This is a genomic window from Ureibacillus sp. MALMAid1270 (assembly GCF_049202975.1).
Lineage (GTDB): Bacteria > Bacillota > Bacilli > Bacillales_A > Planococcaceae > Ureibacillus.
This window is the reverse complement of record NZ_JBMIRP010000097.1, coordinates 59,037-76,211: the sequence shown is the minus strand read 5'-3', so window position 1 is coordinate 76,211 and position 17,175 is coordinate 59,037. Positions and strand designations below refer to the sequence as shown.

Sequence of the window (17,175 nt, the reverse complement as noted above, 5' to 3'; positions counted from 1 at the left end):
TCATAATAGCATTTTCGTTATTTTGCAATAAGTTTAATATTACACGGAATTTGCTGAAAATTAAAATATACTTAATGTTTTTTACAGACGGCATATAGATAATTACGTTTTTTTAACAAAAAGGTTCCCTTAAAAAAACAGTGGTAAAAAACCACTGTTTCCTAATATACTAACCAAAAAAATCATTCACACACACTTTGGTATAAATTTTATTAATTTTTATTTTTCTCAAGTTTCGTTTGCTCTTGGCGAATAATTAATATCGCTGTTTGAAAGTCTTTAACATCTAGCACTTGAGATTTATAAAGCTCTCGGATTTCATCTTCTATTAACATCAAATCCCCTAAACGATCTCCTGTATAAATAAAAGTCCCAAATTTCTTTAATAAATCATAAATATCAATCATCGATTTCATGTTAAGGACTCCTTTCGTTTCTTACCACATTCAATTCTCTTGTTTTCTGTAATAATAAGATTTACTGGAATGTCATGGGATTCCCTAGGTACTTTTTCAATGAGTTGTATATTAAACGCAAGTGAAATAAGGGTTCCACTATAATTTACAAGATAACGATCATAATATCCACCGCCAAAACCAATACGGTAGCCATCGAAATCATAGACGACTCCTGGTACTAAGATAACATCTATTTCATCTGAATTTACTAGTTGTGTTATTTCTACAATCGGTTCTTTTAAATTCATATAAACCTTTTCTAGTTGATTGAAACTGTTGATTTTGTAAAATTGCATTGTTCTGTCCTTTGGATTACATTTCGGAACAACTACTTTTTTATTGCCTTTCCAAAGTTCCTCAATTAATAAATATGTATCTACTTCAGGTTTGTTCGATAAAGTAACCGCAATCGTATAAGCATTCTTTATCGCCTCTTCCTTTAAAAGTTGGTCGGTAATCTGTTTAGACATTCCTTTATATTGTTCATCTGATAGTTGGGATAAAGCCCCTTTTACCTGATTACGCAATTCTTTCTTATCCATAATAAATTCCTCCCGACTTTCATAAAGATGAAACCGTCCGTATGACACCCACCTTTAATATATTGAATAAAAACTATGTATACAAGTAAGTGTGCGGATTCTAACCACCCGAAAAATTTAACTATCAAAAAAGTGGAGTTGAAAAAGTCCCCACTAATCGAAGTTTCAATTTATATATATAAAAGCAAAAAGCCAAAACCTTGAGTGGTTTTGGCAATGACGCAAAAACTTATTTTGTTTCACGGTGAAGAGTAACTTTCTTCTCGCGTGAGCAATATTTTTTAAGTTCAAGACGTTCTGGATTGTTACGTTTGTTCTTTTTAGAAATGTAATTACGTTCACCGCAATCAGTGCAAGCTAATGTAATGTTTACGCGCATCATTAACCCTCCCACTCTATATGAAAAATGTATTGATTTTGAGCATAATTAATTGAGCATGATTTATACGACTAACCCATTATAACATAAATCGATAAAAAATCTACTATGATTTATTATTAACTTTTCTTATGTTAAAATAGTTAAAACAACAATGTACGGAGGAAGCAAAATGGATTTTCCAATCACACTAATGATTATAGGTATATTATGTATGGTCTTATCATTTTTCATGAAAGATTCCTCAAAGAAACTTGAAAAAGATGTTGAAGATCTATCAATTAGTATATATCAAGAGACTAATTCGATAAAACGTAGACTCAAAATAGTTGAAGAAGAATTACTATTAGAACCAAATTTCCATGTAAAACCACCAGTTAACAATAAGCGAAGTGCTGTGGAGAATTCTAAGTCAAGTGAACAAGTCCTACCAAGTACATATATGAAGTCACAAGTAAAAAAATCAAAACCTGTTCATGAAATTTTAGTACGTCAAGTTATAGAATTAGATAAACAAGGTCATTCCATATCTGAAATAAGTAAGTTATCTACTTTAACTGTTGAACAAATATCAGATATTTTAAGAAATCATGGAGGTACGAAATGAATAAGTCTTCAATCCGTGCTTTCGGGATCGCTTGTTTTTTGATAGGTGCCGTTTATCTTTTATTTGATATAAATGATACTAAAACCATCGCTTCAAGCGAATACGAGGATAAAATTAATACTTTAGAACAACAGTTAAAATCGGCTAATGAACAAATCAAATTGCTTAAAGAAGAGAAAAAATCCAATGAAACTGCTGATTCTAAGGACTCTACAGAAAGTGGGACAAGTAATAAATCTGAGCAACCCGAACCGGATTCATCAACTAGCAATGATGATTCAACAGAAAATGAATCATCCAACGAAATTGTGAAAGCTACATTACATATTTATTCTGGATTAACTGCCTATGATATAGGGAAAAAGTTAGAAGATTTAGGGATTGTTAAAAATGGATTAGAGATGGAGTTATATTTAGCGAAACCTGAATTTGCAAAATCTATTCAAATAGGACAATTTGAATTAGACTCCTCTATGACTATTGAAGAAATTGCAAACCTCATTACCGGGAAATAAGCTAAAAATTAAGGATTGATCTTGATTTAATTCTAGACCAATCCTTTTTTATTTCCATTAAAGTAGTCACGAATATAATTTGCAAATTGAGTCGTTGGTTCACTTAAATAGCGGTGCTTAATATAAGCCAATCCAATCTCTCTTTTACATTCATTTGAGTCTACTCGTATGAGATTTAAGTTATAAAGTTCGAGTCCTTTAATTTTCGGAATTAATGAAACACCGAGACCACTTTCAACTAACCCAGCTAATGTATGAACCTCCTCCCCTTCAAATGCTACATTTAACTTATACCCTTCATTGCTAAACAATTGATCTACAGATTGTCTTAAAGAATTTCCTTTTTTAATGCAGATAAAGGGTAGATGAGCAAATTCCGCAACTTTCACAATTTCTTTTTTACTTAATGCATGGGTTTTAGGAACAATTAGAAATAATTCTTCATCCCAAAGTTTTTCCCAAACAACATCACTATTTGTCCCAAAAGATGAGATTAAACAGAGATCTAACTCCCCACTATCTAATTTCTTTATCAAAACACTGGAATTACTCTGCGTTAGAAGGAATTTCATGTTTGGAAATAACTTCTTTGCATCTGTCATTAATAACGGGATTACCTCCAGTCCAAGTGTATGCATAAATCCTAACGAAACTTCTCCATGTCCTGGGGCAACCATATTTTGAAGATCTTCTTTTGTTCGTTCATATTCCCTAAGCATAATTTCTACACGTTCTAAAAAAAATCGACCATAACGATTTAATTTTATGGTACGACCATATCTGTCAAACAATATTACTCCTAAATTCTCCTCTAAGAGTGAAATGGATTTACTTAAAGCGGGTTGGGAAATATGTAAATGTTCAGAAGCGCGGGACATATTTTCATACTTCGCAACAGTTTTAAAATACATAAGTGAAGTAAAATCCATTTTGTATGCTCCTTATTACTTTTATTTATAAGTTATATAAACACAATCAATTTTGATTATATACCTGCACTTATTATAATGGTATCAATTCAATAAATTCAAAAAATTTTCACAACCAAAATTTAATAGATAAAGAGGTTGGTTAGCATGACCTATATTAAAAAAGGAACAAAAGAATTTAAATTGGCAAACTTAGCTTTATTTGCTGCTGCTTTTATTGTTTTTGCCAATTTATATATTACACAGCCATTGTTCCCTCAGTTTTCAGAGGAATTTGGCGTATCACCAACTGTCGCTAGTCTTTCTCTTTCGTTAGCTACTGGTATACTTTCAGTAAGTTTAATATTATTTGGTTCACTGTCAGAAGCTTGGGGTCGTAAAAGGTTAATGACATTTTCTATATTTGCGTCTTCGCTTTTAACTATTGCTCTTGCATTTGCTCCAACATTTGAAACGTTATTACTTCTACGTGTCGTACAAGGATTCGTATTTGCAGGTATCCCAGCGATTGCTATGGCCTATTTAGGTGAAGAAATGGATCCTTCTAGTTTAGGTATTGCAATGGGGTTATATATAAGTGGTAACTCAATCGGAGGATTATCTGGTCGAGTCATAATGGGAACTATGACAGATTTATTTACTTGGCAAATAGGTATGATCTTTTTAGGAGTATTAAGTTTAATTGTATCCATCTATTTTGTATGGGCATTACCTGAATCTAGAAATTTCATTCCTAGAAAACTAGAAATGAAAGGACTAACAAAGTCATTATTCTCTCATTTAAAAGATCCTTGGTTAATTTGCTTATTTGGCATCGCCTTTACTTTAATGGGTTCATTCGTAACTTTATACAATTATATTAGTTATCAGTTAATTGCTCCACCATACCTATTAAGTGCAGGAGTGGTAGGCTGGATTTTCATCGTATATTTAGTCGGAACATTTAGCTCCGCCTGGTTTGGTAGTCTATCAGATCGGTTAGGCAGACAAAAAGTATTGATTACAGGAATTATCATCATGCTTTCTGGAGCACTTATTACATTAAATGTACATTTACTCATCAAAATTGTAGGTATTATTGTATTTACATTCGGATTTTTTGGCTCCCATTCCATAGCGAGTGGTTGGGTTAGCTATCGTGCTAAAAAAGATAAAGCACAGGCTTCTTCTCTTTATCTATTTGCATATTATTTTGGCTCTAGTGTTGGTGGAACAACTGGGGGAATTTTTTGGACTAAGTGGGGCTGGAATGGTGTTATCGCGTTTATAAGCGTTTTTATTATTACTTCATTTTTCTTAGCTGTTATACTATGGATATTCAGTAGAAAGGCAGCAACGAAACTAGAAAATCATTTGCAATACTAGAATAGAAAGAGGTAATAGTATGAACATTTATGATTTTGAAGTCACTTCTGAAAACGGTGAGCCCTACTCATTAGATCGCTACAAAGGAAAAGTATTATTAGTAGTTAATACTGCAACAAAATGTGGTTTAGCTGGCCAATTTAAAGAGTTAGAAGATCTTTATAAAAAATATAAAGAGCAAGGGTTTGAAATTCTTGGGTTCCCTTCTGATCAATTTAAACAAGAACTTTCATCCGGTACAGAAGCCGCAGAAGCTTGCCGTCTATCTTATGGTGTGACATTTCCAATGCATGATTTAGTAAAAGTTAACGGTGAGAAAGCTCATCCATTATTTAATTATTTAACGGAGCGTACAAAAGGGATTCTTGGTAAAAATGTTAAATGGAACTTTACAAAATTCCTAATCGACCGAAATGGCAATGTTGTTAAAAGATTCGCTCCAACAGATTCACCTAAGAAGTGTGAAACTGAAATTGAAAAACTACTATAATTGTAGAATCGAACGTAAATAAATTCAAAAAAGGGATTGAAAGTTATACTTTCAATCCCTTTTCATTTACTATCCAATCATTGCGATTTCTTGTAAGAACTCATTCACCATTTGTGTACCTGTCTCTGTCCCAATTGATTCGGGATGGAACTGTAAGCCGTATACTGGATAGTGCTTGTGTTGAATTGCCATTATTTCATGATCATTTGTAGAAGTTGCCACTACTTCTAATTCTTCATGTAATGTAGAAGGATTTATTATTAAGGAGTGGTAACGCATAACAGTAACCTCCCCTTCTAGATTGCGGAATAAGCCCTTCTTTTCATAAGTTAAGTTTGATAATTTCCCATGCATAATATTTGCAGCTCGAACAATTTCACCACCAAATGCTTCCCCAATTGACTGATGACCTAAACAAATACCTAAAATCGGGAATTCCTTATACAACTCGCGTACCACATTCACAGTAATTCCTGCCTCACTTGGAGTTCCAGGCCCAGGAGAAAGAATAATTGCCTCTGGGTTTAGTAAACGAATTTCCTCTATTGTAATAGCATCATTACGAACAACTTTTACTTCTTTGCCAAGACTAGAAATTTGTTGAAATAAATTATAGGTAAATGAATCATAGTTATCGATTAGTAAAATCATCTTTGTACCTCCAACAATGCTTTAGCTTTGTTTAATGTTTCATTGTACTCTGATTCAGCATTGGAATCGTAAACAATACCCGCACCAGCTTGAACATACGCATTTCCATCTTTAACAATCATCGTCCGTATTGCTAATGCTAAATCCATATTTCCATTAGCTGAAATATATCCAATCGCTCCTGCATATACACCACGTTTACGATCCTCTAATTCATTGATAATTTGCATTGCACGGATTTTTGGTGCACCTGATACTGTACCAGCAGGCAATGAAGTGGCTAATACATCTAGTACGTGCACATCGTCTCTAAGTTCACCTTTTACTTCTGATACGATATGCATCACATGTTTATACCTTTCAATTGTCATATATTTACTCACATGAACCGAACCTACTTTGCTTACTCGACCGATATCATTTCTCCCTAAATCTACAAGCATTCGGTGCTCAGCAATTTCTTTTTCATCATTCAGTAATTTCTGTTCTAACTCTAGATCTTCATCTATTGTTTTACCCCGTGGTTTTGTACCAGCAATCGGGTTAGTCGTCACTTGACCATCTTGAACTTTTACCAAACTCTCTGGTGACGTTCCTAAAATCGTATATTCGTCAAATTCTAGATAAAACATATATGGTGACGGATTTGACGTTCTTAGTTTTCTATATAAAGCAAATGGATTTCCATTAAATGAAGCTTGGAATCTTTGAGATAATACAACTTGAAAAATATCTCCACGAGTAATGTATTCCTTTGCTTTTTCTACCATGTTCATAAAACGATCTTTGCTTATTGTAGGTTCAAACTGAACAGCTACATTCTCATCTTTTTGAAAGGTTAATCCATTTTTTATTTCTTCTTCAATTTTCTCAATGGATCGGTACAATTCATCCGTTGTTCGATCTTCTTCCATCAAATCGATTGAAGCAATCGTTACTGTCTGTAATAGATGATCAAATACAATAAAGGTATTGTAAAAATATACATGCACATCTGGCATATTTAATTCATCCTGAAGAACTTCTCCAATTTTTTCATTATAAAAGGCTGTGTCATAACCAAAATAGCCAATTGCACCACCAAAAAATGAAAAAGGAAATTCAGTTTTTTGGATTGGCATCATCTTTCTTAGTTGTTGTAGTACTGACCCTTCCTCTGTTATTACTTCTTGATCATTAAAAGAATATGAGTATGTTTGATGATTCCCCTTTAGTTCTGCAATTGGATCCACAGCGATAAAGGAATATCTTCCACTTTCTTCATGTTTACTGGATGATTCAAATAAAACCTTGTGCTTCCCTTTTAAACTTTGAAATACCGAAATTGGTGTCATCATATCACCTTGTAATTCACGGATGACATACTGCTTTTCTCTACTAACCATTCTCAACTAGCTCCTCTCACTCTCTACTCATCTATCTCCTTGCTCTTAGAAAAATCCCCCTCAGCTAAAAATCAGCTACTGATTACCTTCCTAAAAGCAAGTTCGCAATACTTTGCAGTATTTACGAAAAATAAAAAAAAGGCTTTCCATCACAAAGGACGGAAAAAGCCGTGGTGCCACCTTCATTGACTACAACAAAAAACAAGTCATAGTCCACTTAAACTGTTATAACGTAACAATACGCTAGCACTTACTTTACTTCAGTACTAGTAGCTAGAAAGCCCATTCATATTATGTCATGTACTAGCTTACACCACACGCTAGCTCTCTTTAACAGTCCATAATACTACTCTTTTTCATCATCGCTTTTTACATATGGAATTATTAAAATAATTTTATACTAAATTTATTAACTATTCAAATAAAATTATTGTATTTCTAACTCAAATAATACAGAAATCCTTTATATTAAGGAGTCCTGTTTTATCATTATTCTTAATTATTTAAATCAAAACGTTGACCTTTTTTAAGATATAGTAAATATTCAGCAATATTTGTTGCTAAATCAGCACAGCGTTCGATATAACGACAAATAAATGCGAGATAGGTGATTTGCTGAACACTTTCTGGTTTCAAACTTGAAAGTCGCATTAAATGTCCAATCATATTTCCATACATTTCATCAACTTGATCATCAAGTTCAGCAATTTCTTTAGCTTTTGTTGTATTTTCTTCTACAAAAGCATCCACTATTTGTCTTAACATTTGAGTTGCTTTTAAGCACATATCTTCTAGTAGTTCAACTGAGGTAATAAATGGATCTTTACCAATACGGATTGTTTCTTTGGCAATATTTACAGCATAATCACCAACGCGCTCCATATCGGAAGCGGCTTTTAATAAAACAACTAAACGACGTAAGTCTGTAGCTACAGGTTGTTGTCTAGTTAATAATAAAATTACTCGATCATTAATTCCATCTTCAGAACGATTAATTTCAGTATCACGTTTGACAATATTTTGTGCAGCTTCAATATCTTTATTGATTAGAGCAGAGAATGATTCTTCAAGGCGATCAATACTTTGATCACATAGTTTTAAAAAATCCTCTTGTACTGATTGCATTTCCGCTTGAAAACGTTCGCGACTCATTACGACACACCTTTCCAATTATTATCCGAAGCGACCTGAAATATAGTCTTCCGTACGTTGGTCACTAGGCGTAGAGAAAATCTTATCGGTATTATCAAATTCTACAACTTCACCATTTAAGAAAAATGCAGTTTTATCTGAAATACGGGCAGCTTGTTGCATGTTATGTGTAACAATAACAATTGAATAATTGCTTTTTAATTGTTGAACTAGCTCTTCCACTTTTAATGTAGAAATCGGGTCAAGTGCTGATGTAGGCTCATCCATTAAAATAACATCCGGTTCAATTGCAAGACAACGGGCAATACAAATACGTTGTTGCTGTCCACCAGACAAGCCGTATGCATTTTGGTTTAGACGGTCTTTTACTTCGTCCCAGATTGCTGCTCCCCTTAATGATTTTTCAACAATTTCATCAAGAATTTTTTTATTTTTAATTCCATGAATTCGTGGACCATATGCAATATTATCATAAATTGATTTAGGGAATGGGTTAGGTTTTTGAAAAACCATTCCAACTTTTGTACGTAATTCTTCAACCTGATAATCAGCACTAAAAATATTTCTTCCTCGATAGTTAATCTCACCATTAGTTTTAACTATTGGAACTAATTCTACCATACGATTTAATGCTTTAATATAGGTAGATTTTCCACAACCAGATGGTCCGATAATAGCTGTTACATCATTTTCTTTAATGTCTATATTGATATCTTTTAAGGCATGATGATCGCCATACCATAAATTAAAATTTTTTGTACCAAACACAGTATTCTTTTCAGCTATAGAAGTTAACTCTTCACCGACAAATTGCGTTGATGGAACATTTATTTTTATATTATTTTCATTTTTAATCATAGCCTTTACCACTTTTACACTTCCTTAATATCGTTTTTGGAACTTATTGCGGATGAAAATTGCAATAGAGTTCATAATCACTAGGAATATCATCAGCACAATAATTCCAGCAGAGGCAACATATAAAAATTCTTCTTGAGGTCTTTTTGCCCAGTCATAGATTTGCATTGGTAAAGCAGTAAATTCACTAAAAAGACTATCAGGCAAGAAACGTAAAATAACTGGAATACCAATTACAACTAATGGAGCTGTTTCTCCAATTGCACGAGATAACGCTAAAATACTTCCAGTGAGTATACCTGGTATTGCGGCTGGTAATACAACACGTGTAATAGTTTGCCATTTAGTAGCTCCCATACCATAAGAAGCTTCTCTTTGTTCTTGTGGTACTGCACGAATTGCTTCTTGTGCTGCTACGATTATTACCGGAAGAATTAATAAACTCATTGTAAATCCGGCAGCAAGTAAACTTTTTCCTAAAGCTAATGCACGAACAAATATCGTTAAACCAAGTAAACCAAATACGATCGATGGTACTCCGGCTAAGTTAGAGATATTCATTCGGATGAAATCATTAATTCTATTTTTCTTTGCATATTCTTCTAAGTAAATAGCGGTTGCTACACCAAGAATCACCGAAACTGGTGCAATAATACACATCATGTAGATAGAACCGACTAATGCAGCTTTAATACCTGCATTTTCTGGTCTACGAGATGCAAAGTTTGTGATGAAATCCCAATCTAAATAACCTACCCCTTGGGATACGATACGAACTAGTAAAATCACTAAGCATAATAAAGCAAATAAAGTTCCTGCAAAGAAAAGTGCTTTCCAACCTCTATTTTTATTTAATCGAATTTTCATACGCTTCATTAGGACTGTATCATCAATGTATCTCATATTAATACTCCTCTCTGAAGCGTTTAGAAATGTAATGTGCTAGTAAATTCATAATCAATGTAAATACAAATAATGTAAATCCCACTGCATAGATAGAGTAATAAATTGTAGTACCGTAACCCGCATCGCCAGATGAAACTTGCACAATATAAGCTGTCATCGTTTGAATCGATCCTGTAACATCTAAATTAAATGTAGGTGATGCTCCCCCTGCAAGTGATACGATCATCGTTTCTCCAAGAGCACGAGAAATTGCTAATACGATTGAAGCAATAATACCTGATAAAGCAGCAGGTAATACAACTTTAATAGCCACTTCGAACTTCGTTGCACCTAGAGCGAGTGCACCTTCTCGAATGGAATTTGGAACGGAACTCATCGCATCTTCAGATAATGATGCAATCATAGGAATAATCATAATCCCAACGACTATACCCGGACTAAGCGCGTTGAATATTTTCAGCGACGGTATCAATTGTTGTAAGATGGGTGTAACAAACGTTAATGCGAAGAACCCATAAACAATTGTAGGTACGCCAGCTAAAACTTCTAATATCGGTTTAATAACACGACGTGCTTTATCTGAAGCATATTCACTAAGATAAATGGCAGCCGCTAAACCTATTGGTACCGCAACGACTACTGCGATTACTGTTACTTTAAATGTCCCCATTATTAGTGGTAGGACACCAAAGGTAGGATTATTCCCTGAGAATGGTAACCATTCAGTACCGAATAAGTAATCTGTAATTGATACTCTCTGAAAAAATTCAAAGGTCTCGAAAATTAATGTAAATACAATTCCAATGGTTGTTAGTACAGAAATTAATGCAGCAATAAATAATAAAGCGGGCATTGTCTTTTCTGTGATTTTTTTACTTTTTCTATTTCGAGACTTTGCGATCAAATCTTGAACCGACATACCGTTCCCGAAGCCTTGCGAAGCCATAATTTAAACTCCCTTCATCATACACGTGAGAAAATGTGTGGGCTCTAGATTTACCCACACATTTAAAAAATCTAGTTTATTTTAAACCTTCTAAAGTTTTTAAACCTTCGTCATACATTTCTTGTGGTAAACGTACATAACCTACTTCTTCAGCCATGTCACCAGCATTTTCCAAAGTGAATTCCATGAAATCATAGAATGCAGCATTGTCTTTAAGTGCACTATTTTTAGCGTAAACGAATAATGGACGAGAAAGTGGAGAATAGTCACCAGATTCGATTGTATCGTTATTAGGTTCTACACCTTCAATTTTTGCAGCAGTTAATGTATCTTTATTTTCTAAGTAGTATGCATAACCGAAGAATCCAATAGCGTTTTTGTCAGAAGCAACACCTGTTACGATCACATTGTCATCTTCAGATAATTGTGCTGAAGAAACTAGGCTTTCGCCGTCTAAAATTACTTCGTCAAAGTAGTCATATGTTCCTGAGTCAGTTCCTGGTGCGAAGAATTGAATTTCTTCATCTGGCCATGATGGGTCAATATCTGACCATTTTTTAGTTGTGCCATCTTCGATCCAAATTTTCTTTAATTGATCTACAGTTAAATCTGTAGCCCAAGTATTTTCTTTGTTAAGAACTACTGTTAAACCATCATAAGCAACAAGGAATTCAGTAAAGTCAATACCAGCATCTTCTAAAGCAGCTTTTTCCTCATCTTTAATAGGACGAGAAGCGTTAGAGAAGTCTGTTTCACCAGCGATGAATTTTTCAAAACCGCCACCTGTACCAGATACACCTGATGATACTTTTACATCTGGTTGTTCTTCAGCGTAAATTTCAACTAAAGCTTCTGTAATTGGAGCAACAGTCGATGACCCATCTCCAGATACCGTCCCAGATAATTTAGCAACTTCTTCTGTAGATTCTGAAGCAGTATTTTCTTCGTTCGTTTTTGTTGGCTCATCTTTTGTAGTATTTTCGTTAGATCCACATGCTCCTAATAATAGTGCTGAACCAACAACAGCTGTCATAGTTAAGTACTTCCATTTTTTCATGATTTACTTCCTCCATAAAATTCATAGTAAGTTGTCTTACAAGGAATACTATAAATTTTATTTGTTGAGGGCATATGAATAAATTGTAAAGAAATTGTAAAGAATTGAGATTTTTAGAATAAAAAAGACTCAAAAGTGATTTCATTCACTTTTGAGTCCTGTAAACACTATTCGTTTATTGTTTGTTCTTCAGTTTCTTCATCAATTTTGTCATCTGTAGTTGGCGGTAAAATTTGTTGTTCAACTGTATTTGAAGATAAACCAGTGTCTTCATACTTTTTCTTTAGTTCAAAATAATAATCTAATATTTCTCTAGCTATTTCATTATTATGTGGCAAATATAAATTGAAGTTCGTTGAAGCCCATGGAATCATAACGGCATATGCAACTTCAGGATCTTCATATGGTGCAAAACCAACATGAGTTAAGTTTACCGTATCTGTTCGCCATTCTTCCCTAATTGGTCCGTAATATACCACCTCAGCAGTACCCGTTTTCCCAGCTGCTGTGTATGGTGCATTTGAGAAGCTACTTCGAGCAGAACCTTGAGAACCAATATAAACTTGTCTTAAACCTTTTTTCACATGTTCAATTTCCTCGGTTGAATTGGAAATACGATTTAGTACTGTTGGTGTAACCTCTTCAACTAATAAACCTAATTTTTTCCCATCTTCTGAAGGTTCACGAACTTCTTTTAACATTCTTGGTTGTACTCGGTAACCACCATTTGCAATAGTAGAAATATATTGAGCCAATTGCATAGTAGTGTACGTGTCATACTGACCAATAGCTTGGTTCAAAATCACCCCTGGGTTATCAGGTATACCTTTTACACCTGAAAATTCTCCGGGTAAATCAATGCCAGTATTAACACCAAGACCAAATTCAGCATATCCATTACGCATTCTTAATAAGGTATCTTCCTTTATAAGTAAAGGCATATTATAGGAATACTTTGTACCTCCCATTAGCATCGCAATTTGGAACATATAAGAGTTCGATGATCTTTCTAATGCCTTAATGTCATTCATTGCTACCGCGCCAGAACGGTTAAAGATCGAACTTTTCGGTTCTGTTCCTGCTAACTTAATTGGTTGGTCAATTAGCGTTTGACCTGGATTGATAACTCCTTCTTTATACCCCATTAATACTGTAGCACCTTTAACTGTAGAACCAGCCTCATATGCTGTTGTAAATGTGCCATATGAGTAATCGACTACATAACTTTCACCTGTTTCAGGATCTTTTTCGATTTTTTTACCAACAACAGCTAGTAATTCCCCAGTATGTGGATTCATCATAACAAAAAATGCACGATCTAATAATTTTGAACCACTTAGTGACTTTAATTCTAGAAGCTTTTCTTCAACAATTCTCTCTGCTTCTTTTTGAAGTTCAATATCTATAGTTGTAACTAAATCATTACCTGGCTCACCTTCGTATGTTGTGAGCGTGTCTACAACTTGCCCTTGTTTGTTCGTAATATTTTTTACTACTGCCTTTTTCCCTTGTAACAATTCCTCATACTGTGCTTCGAAATAACTTTCTCCTACTCGATCATTACGTGAATAGTCCCTAGCTAAGAAATAATCCAACCTAGTTAAAGGGATACCTTTTCTAGGTACAGTTGTCCTACCTAATATAGAAAGTGAAGCAAGTTTAACTCGTTTCCAATCCGTAGTTGTATTTATACCTGGCAAATCAGGTAAACGCTCTGAAACACGAGCAAACTCTTCTGCAGTTACATTTTCGTTTTTAATAATTTGTGGGGATAAATAATATCCTGACGTCATTTCACGAAAGATGGCTAATACTTCTAAATCGTGTGCAGTTAACTGCTCTAGTTCTTCATCGGTAATACGTTCACGAACTAAACGATCTATCTCAGCCTGTACTTCCTTTGACTCTAACTCTTCATTTGCACGAAGTTTGGCTTCTTCTTCTTTTGTAACTTTTGCATAGGCTTCTTCTTTATTTCGTAAAATCCAAAAATCTAATTTGTCACGATATGTAATACGTTCGATTGGTTGTTCGATTAACATTGCCAATTGCTCAGCAATTTGTAACATTTCATTCGTTGTTGTGCTTGGCATTTTCGTATAAGTTATCGCATTCTCAGGTTCGTTGTCAACAAGTATTCTGCCAAAGCGGTCATAGATTCTACCTCTAGCAACACTCGTATTTACTGAGATTTCTTCTGTTCTTTCGAGCGCACGGACATAATCTTCCCCTTTTACTATTTGTAAATATCCTAATCGGAAGATTAAAAGTGAAAATAAAATAAAGATAGAAAAAAACAGAACATTCATACGAAAAGATAAATTCGCACGATATCTTGCCTTCACACTAGAAGCTCGATTGTTTTTTGGCAATTTTCGCATCTGAATCCTCCTTTCATCTAATAAACTGGCTTAATTGCTTTTTGTTCATGCATTTTAGTATATCATTTGTTTATTTAATAAAAAAGCTGAACAACTAATGAATTGAGACGGTTTTATATTCCTTTTGGTTTCGATTTATTTAAAGTTTTACACAAAGAAAAAAGAGAGTATTAATACCCTCTTTCATAAACTTATCTTTGTGCTTTTTTCTCCAATAAATTAATACCTAATCCCATTAATAATACTGTCATAAACATCAGAACACTTATTGGTGCAACCATATCGACAATTTGCTCATTATATGAGGTAACTCCAAACAATAATTCCATACCATATTTAATTGGCGAAAGGTATGAAATGATTTGCATAGCTTCAGAAGTAACAATTTCTAACGGCCAGAATCCACCACCGATCATTGCAATCGGAACAGCGATTACAGACATATATGCATTAAATTTACCAGGAGTATTTGATATAGAAGCGATAAAAATTGCCAATGCCACTATGCACAGTATATAGGGAATAATTACCAGTAGTGTATTAAAATATCCACCATAGAAATTAACACCGACACCAAAGTGGAAGATTGATAGTACGAGCGCTATTTGAAAATAGCCAAGTAAAAAACTATACGTTAAATTGGCTAAATAGATTTTTGTTTTACTAATAGAAGAAATGGTTAGTCGGTCCCATATATTATTCCGTCTTTCCATTACAATATGATACACGCCATTTGCTACTGTATAAATTACCATATACAATGTGAATCCAAATAAACTTTGCAGCTTCGCGTCCCATATAAAGTCGCCATCATTTGAAAAGTTTGAATAATTAATGAAGAAACTCGGAGAGCGATTAGCTTCATTTAACACTTCCTCAACATTTGACTGCATTTCTGCTGGAAATGTGTTTATAATAACGTCTTTTTGTAGGATTCTACCATAAATAGTCGTTAATTGATTTTGAAGAATAGGTCCTTTCATATAATCTGGTGCAACGATTAAATCAAAACCTTTGTCATATAAATGAATTGTTACGTCCACTTCCCCATCTTCTACTTTTCGTAAAGCTTCCTTTTCATCATATAAAGTAAATTGAGTTTGTGGTAATTCATTTAGTTCATCTACAATGTCATTTGTTAACTCAGTATTTAGATTAGAATAGACAGCAACTGGAACTTTAGCTTGTTGTCCTAGCCCCATTACAAAAGCAAATACACAAATGACCACCGTTAAAATTATAAAACTTGCAGGTTGACGAGCTAGTAGTAAACATTTTGTTTTTAATATATTGATCATACGATACCACCTCGTTTCGGAAACAAAAGAAATGCAAGAAGTAGAAAAATAAAGGCAAGTATACCTAAATTCAAAATAATGGGTTGAATACTACTCCATGTTCCATCTTGAACAAGTCGTAAATAACCTTCTAAAGCAGCACCATTTGGTGTCCATAAACCGATTTCCGCTAAAACAGGTGATAGTCCACTAATATTAAAGAAACTTCCACCAAGTAATGACATTATTGCCACAATCGCATTCATAAAAAGATTTGACGCATTTGCAGAATTACTTTTGAAATTTAGTGAAGATAGTAGAGCACTAATTCCACCTACAACAATTGAAAGCATTAAGGTAATCAATAAAAATAGGCCCCAATTTGTAATTGGTATGTTAAAAATTAGTTTAGCTGCTACTACTAAAATGCTAACTTGCATCACTGCTAAAATAATAGTAGATACAACGATACTTAATAAATAAATTAAAGGATGAACTTGCGCTAGTAGAATTCGATCAAAAATATGTGAATCTTTTTCTATATATGATTGACTTGCTATGCTTCCTGCAAGAAATAATATGAACATTACAGTCATACTGAATGTATAGTAAGTGCTCGCTGAAATTTGCTGTTTCGATTCAACTGTTTTAATCTCAGAAGATAAGTCTATAGATGGATCAGTCAATTGTTCTGTGAGTAATCTCGCTTTCCCTAACTGAGAGAATAATGAGAATTGATATTGATAGTAATCTAATATATTTTGGATGATCATTGATGTAGTTTGTTCACTTTCATTTAAGTAAACTTGAAATGTAGGTGCATTACCTTCAAAAAAAATTGAAGTTAAATAATCACTTGTAAAACCATCCGGTATTTCAATAATTGCGTTAAATTCATTTTTGTTTCTGATTTCTTCTAATTTACTAGGATCTAAATTTGTAATGTGAATAAACTCTTCCGTTTCACTACTTCCAAGTACTTGATCGATCAAAGTAGAAACAGGTAACATTGAATGAACATTTTGAATTAATGTTTCATTTAGTGGAATCGTCTGACTAATTTCATCTAAAAATTCCTCAATTTGTTGTTCCTCATTTCCATGTTGTACAATAGCCAATTCTATTTTTTCCATATCTGATTGACTATCCCAAAGAGCTCCCAATGCAAAACTTAATATCGTAATTAATCCAACTGGCATTGCAAGAAGTAATAGTAATTCCGAAGGGTTACGTAAAAAAAGTTTAAATTGTTTTTTGATAATAGACCAAATCATTTT

The 17,175-nt window shown here is 33.6% G+C and carries 18 protein-coding genes and 1 other annotated feature; of the genes, 4 read left to right on the top strand and 14 right to left on the bottom strand.

The genetic code is table 11. From position 1 onward, the window contains the following. Nucleotides 1-212: 212 nt before the first annotated feature. The 3 genes from ACOQFO_RS15740 to rpmG form a co-directional block, all read right to left on the bottom strand. Nucleotides 213-416 (bottom strand): YqgQ family protein, encoded by a 204-nt coding sequence (locus ACOQFO_RS15740; protein WP_421690628.1) that lies wholly within the window; start codon nucleotides 414-416, stop codon nucleotides 213-215. Beyond that, on the bottom strand, nucleotides 413-1,000 hold the full coding sequence (locus ACOQFO_RS15735) for a 5-formyltetrahydrofolate cyclo-ligase (RefSeq protein WP_421690627.1): 588 nt from the start codon (nucleotides 998-1,000) through the stop codon (nucleotides 413-415). Before ACOQFO_RS15735 ends, ACOQFO_RS15740 begins: the two co-directional genes overlap by 4 nt. A 229-nt stretch (nucleotides 1,001-1,229) precedes the next feature. Continuing rightward, nucleotides 1,230-1,379, bottom strand: a complete 150-nt coding sequence (gene rpmG / locus ACOQFO_RS15730; RefSeq protein ID WP_036173524.1) for a 50S ribosomal protein L33 — start codon at nucleotides 1,377-1,379, stop codon at nucleotides 1,230-1,232. 172 nt (nucleotides 1,380-1,551) lie between these two features. Between rpmG and ACOQFO_RS15725 the strand changes: the two genes are divergently transcribed. Next, nucleotides 1,552-1,986 (top strand): hypothetical protein, encoded by a 435-nt coding sequence (locus ACOQFO_RS15725; RefSeq protein ID WP_421690626.1) that lies wholly within the window; start codon nucleotides 1,552-1,554, stop codon nucleotides 1,984-1,986. Further along, a complete protein-coding gene (locus tag ACOQFO_RS15720; protein ID WP_421690625.1) occupies nucleotides 1,983-2,501 on the top strand; it encodes a hypothetical protein in 519 nt (172 codons plus the stop codon). Before ACOQFO_RS15725 ends, ACOQFO_RS15720 begins: the two co-directional genes overlap by 4 nt. 32 nt (nucleotides 2,502-2,533) lie before the next feature. Here the strand turns inward: ACOQFO_RS15720 and ACOQFO_RS15715 are convergent, their stop codons facing one another. Continuing rightward, complete coding sequence (locus ACOQFO_RS15715) at nucleotides 2,534-3,430, bottom strand: LysR family transcriptional regulator (protein ID WP_421690624.1); 897 nt, start codon at nucleotides 3,428-3,430, stop codon at nucleotides 2,534-2,536. Nucleotides 3,431-3,577: 147 nt separating this feature from the next. Here ACOQFO_RS15715 and ACOQFO_RS15710 point away from each other — a divergent pair, with 147 nt between their 5' ends. Both ACOQFO_RS15710 and ACOQFO_RS15705 read left to right on the top strand, forming a co-directional pair. Beyond that, a complete protein-coding gene (locus ACOQFO_RS15710) occupies nucleotides 3,578-4,795 on the top strand; it encodes an MFS transporter (protein ID WP_421690623.1) in 1,218 nt (405 codons plus the stop codon). A gap of 19 nt (nucleotides 4,796-4,814) precedes the next feature. After that, nucleotides 4,815-5,285, top strand: a complete 471-nt coding sequence (locus tag ACOQFO_RS15705; protein WP_421690622.1) for a glutathione peroxidase — start codon at nucleotides 4,815-4,817, stop codon at nucleotides 5,283-5,285. 69 nt (nucleotides 5,286-5,354) lie between these two features. On the opposite strand, the gene ACOQFO_RS15700 is transcribed toward ACOQFO_RS15705, so the two are convergent. The 10 genes from ACOQFO_RS15700 to ACOQFO_RS15655 form a co-directional block, all read right to left on the bottom strand. Beyond that, nucleotides 5,355-5,936, bottom strand: a complete 582-nt coding sequence (locus ACOQFO_RS15700; protein WP_421690621.1) for an anthranilate synthase component II — start codon at nucleotides 5,934-5,936, stop codon at nucleotides 5,355-5,357. Continuing rightward, the gene (gene trpE / locus ACOQFO_RS15695) at nucleotides 5,933-7,321 is read right to left on the bottom strand and encodes an anthranilate synthase component I (protein WP_421690620.1); all 1,389 of its coding nucleotides are present in this window, start codon (nucleotides 7,319-7,321) and stop codon (nucleotides 5,933-5,935) included. Before trpE ends, ACOQFO_RS15700 begins: the two co-directional genes overlap by 4 nt. A 151-nt stretch (nucleotides 7,322-7,472) precedes the next feature. Further along, nucleotides 7,473-7,693 (bottom strand) — a binding site (T-box leader). Between the two features lie 123 nt (nucleotides 7,694-7,816). Further along, a complete protein-coding gene (phoU, locus tag ACOQFO_RS15690) occupies nucleotides 7,817-8,473 on the bottom strand; it encodes a phosphate signaling complex protein PhoU (RefSeq protein WP_421690619.1) in 657 nt (218 codons plus the stop codon). Between the two features lie 21 nt (nucleotides 8,474-8,494). Beyond that, a complete protein-coding gene (pstB, locus tag ACOQFO_RS15685; protein ID WP_421690618.1) occupies nucleotides 8,495-9,331 on the bottom strand; it encodes a phosphate ABC transporter ATP-binding protein PstB in 837 nt (278 codons plus the stop codon). Between the two features lie 24 nt (nucleotides 9,332-9,355). Then, complete coding sequence (gene pstA, locus ACOQFO_RS15680; protein WP_421690617.1) at nucleotides 9,356-10,234, bottom strand: phosphate ABC transporter permease PstA; 879 nt, start codon at nucleotides 10,232-10,234, stop codon at nucleotides 9,356-9,358. Between the two features lies 1 nt (nucleotide 10,235). Beyond that, complete coding sequence (pstC, locus tag ACOQFO_RS15675; RefSeq protein ID WP_421690616.1) at nucleotides 10,236-11,183, bottom strand: phosphate ABC transporter permease subunit PstC; 948 nt, start codon at nucleotides 11,181-11,183, stop codon at nucleotides 10,236-10,238. Between the two features lie 76 nt (nucleotides 11,184-11,259). After that, nucleotides 11,260-12,240, bottom strand: a complete 981-nt coding sequence (locus ACOQFO_RS15670) for a PstS family phosphate ABC transporter substrate-binding protein (protein WP_421690615.1) — start codon at nucleotides 12,238-12,240, stop codon at nucleotides 11,260-11,262. Nucleotides 12,241-12,407: 167 nt separating this feature from the next. Continuing rightward, nucleotides 12,408-14,621 carry a peptidoglycan D,D-transpeptidase FtsI family protein gene (locus ACOQFO_RS15665; RefSeq protein ID WP_421690614.1) on the bottom strand — a complete coding sequence of 738 codons (2,214 nt, stop codon included), beginning with the start codon at nucleotides 14,619-14,621 and terminating at the stop codon, nucleotides 12,408-12,410. Between the two features lie 191 nt (nucleotides 14,622-14,812). Then, nucleotides 14,813-15,919: an ABC transporter permease gene (locus ACOQFO_RS15660; protein WP_421690613.1), complete on the bottom strand. Its 1,107-nt coding sequence runs from the start codon at nucleotides 15,917-15,919 to the stop codon at nucleotides 14,813-14,815. Then, complete coding sequence (locus ACOQFO_RS15655; protein ID WP_421690612.1) at nucleotides 15,916-17,172, bottom strand: ABC transporter permease; 1,257 nt, start codon at nucleotides 17,170-17,172, stop codon at nucleotides 15,916-15,918. Before ACOQFO_RS15655 ends, ACOQFO_RS15660 begins: the two co-directional genes overlap by 4 nt. Nucleotides 17,173-17,175: the final 3 nt, after the last annotated feature.

What these genes read in the sequence shown, in the direction of transcription:
- ACOQFO_RS15740 (WP_421690628.1), bottom strand. Translation starts at nt 416, where the DNA reads ATGAAATCGATGATTGATATTTATGATTTATTAAAGAAATTTGGGACT.
- ACOQFO_RS15735 (WP_421690627.1), bottom strand. Translation starts at nt 1,000, where the DNA reads ATGGATAAGAAAGAATTGCGTAATCAGGTAAAAGGGGCTTTATCCCAA.
- rpmG (WP_036173524.1), bottom strand. Translation starts at nt 1,379, where the DNA reads ATGCGCGTAAACATTACATTAGCTTGCACTGATTGCGGTGAACGTAAT.
- ACOQFO_RS15725 (WP_421690626.1), top strand. Translation starts at nt 1,552, where the DNA reads ATGGATTTTCCAATCACACTAATGATTATAGGTATATTATGTATGGTC.
- ACOQFO_RS15720 (WP_421690625.1), top strand. Translation starts at nt 1,983, where the DNA reads ATGAATAAGTCTTCAATCCGTGCTTTCGGGATCGCTTGTTTTTTGATA.
- ACOQFO_RS15715 (WP_421690624.1), bottom strand. Translation starts at nt 3,430, where the DNA reads ATGGATTTTACTTCACTTATGTATTTTAAAACTGTTGCGAAGTATGAA.
- ACOQFO_RS15710 (WP_421690623.1), top strand. Translation starts at nt 3,578, where the DNA reads ATGACCTATATTAAAAAAGGAACAAAAGAATTTAAATTGGCAAACTTA.
- ACOQFO_RS15705 (WP_421690622.1), top strand. Translation starts at nt 4,815, where the DNA reads ATGAACATTTATGATTTTGAAGTCACTTCTGAAAACGGTGAGCCCTAC.
- ACOQFO_RS15700 (WP_421690621.1), bottom strand. Translation starts at nt 5,936, where the DNA reads ATGATTTTACTAATCGATAACTATGATTCATTTACCTATAATTTATTT.
- trpE (WP_421690620.1), bottom strand. Translation starts at nt 7,321, where the DNA reads ATGGTTAGTAGAGAAAAGCAGTATGTCATCCGTGAATTACAAGGTGAT.
- phoU (WP_421690619.1), bottom strand. Translation starts at nt 8,473, where the DNA reads ATGAGTCGCGAACGTTTTCAAGCGGAAATGCAATCAGTACAAGAGGAT.
- pstB (WP_421690618.1), bottom strand. Translation starts at nt 9,331, where the DNA reads ATGATTAAAAATGAAAATAATATAAAAATAAATGTTCCATCAACGCAA.
- pstA (WP_421690617.1), bottom strand. Translation starts at nt 10,234, where the DNA reads ATGAGATACATTGATGATACAGTCCTAATGAAGCGTATGAAAATTCGA.
- pstC (WP_421690616.1), bottom strand. Translation starts at nt 11,183, where the DNA reads ATGGCTTCGCAAGGCTTCGGGAACGGTATGTCGGTTCAAGATTTGATC.
- ACOQFO_RS15670 (WP_421690615.1), bottom strand. Translation starts at nt 12,240, where the DNA reads ATGAAAAAATGGAAGTACTTAACTATGACAGCTGTTGTTGGTTCAGCA.
- ACOQFO_RS15665 (WP_421690614.1), bottom strand. Translation starts at nt 14,621, where the DNA reads ATGCGAAAATTGCCAAAAAACAATCGAGCTTCTAGTGTGAAGGCAAGA.
- ACOQFO_RS15660 (WP_421690613.1), bottom strand. Translation starts at nt 15,919, where the DNA reads ATGATCAATATATTAAAAACAAAATGTTTACTACTAGCTCGTCAACCT.
- ACOQFO_RS15655 (WP_421690612.1), bottom strand. Translation starts at nt 17,172, where the DNA reads ATGATTTGGTCTATTATCAAAAAACAATTTAAACTTTTTTTACGTAAC.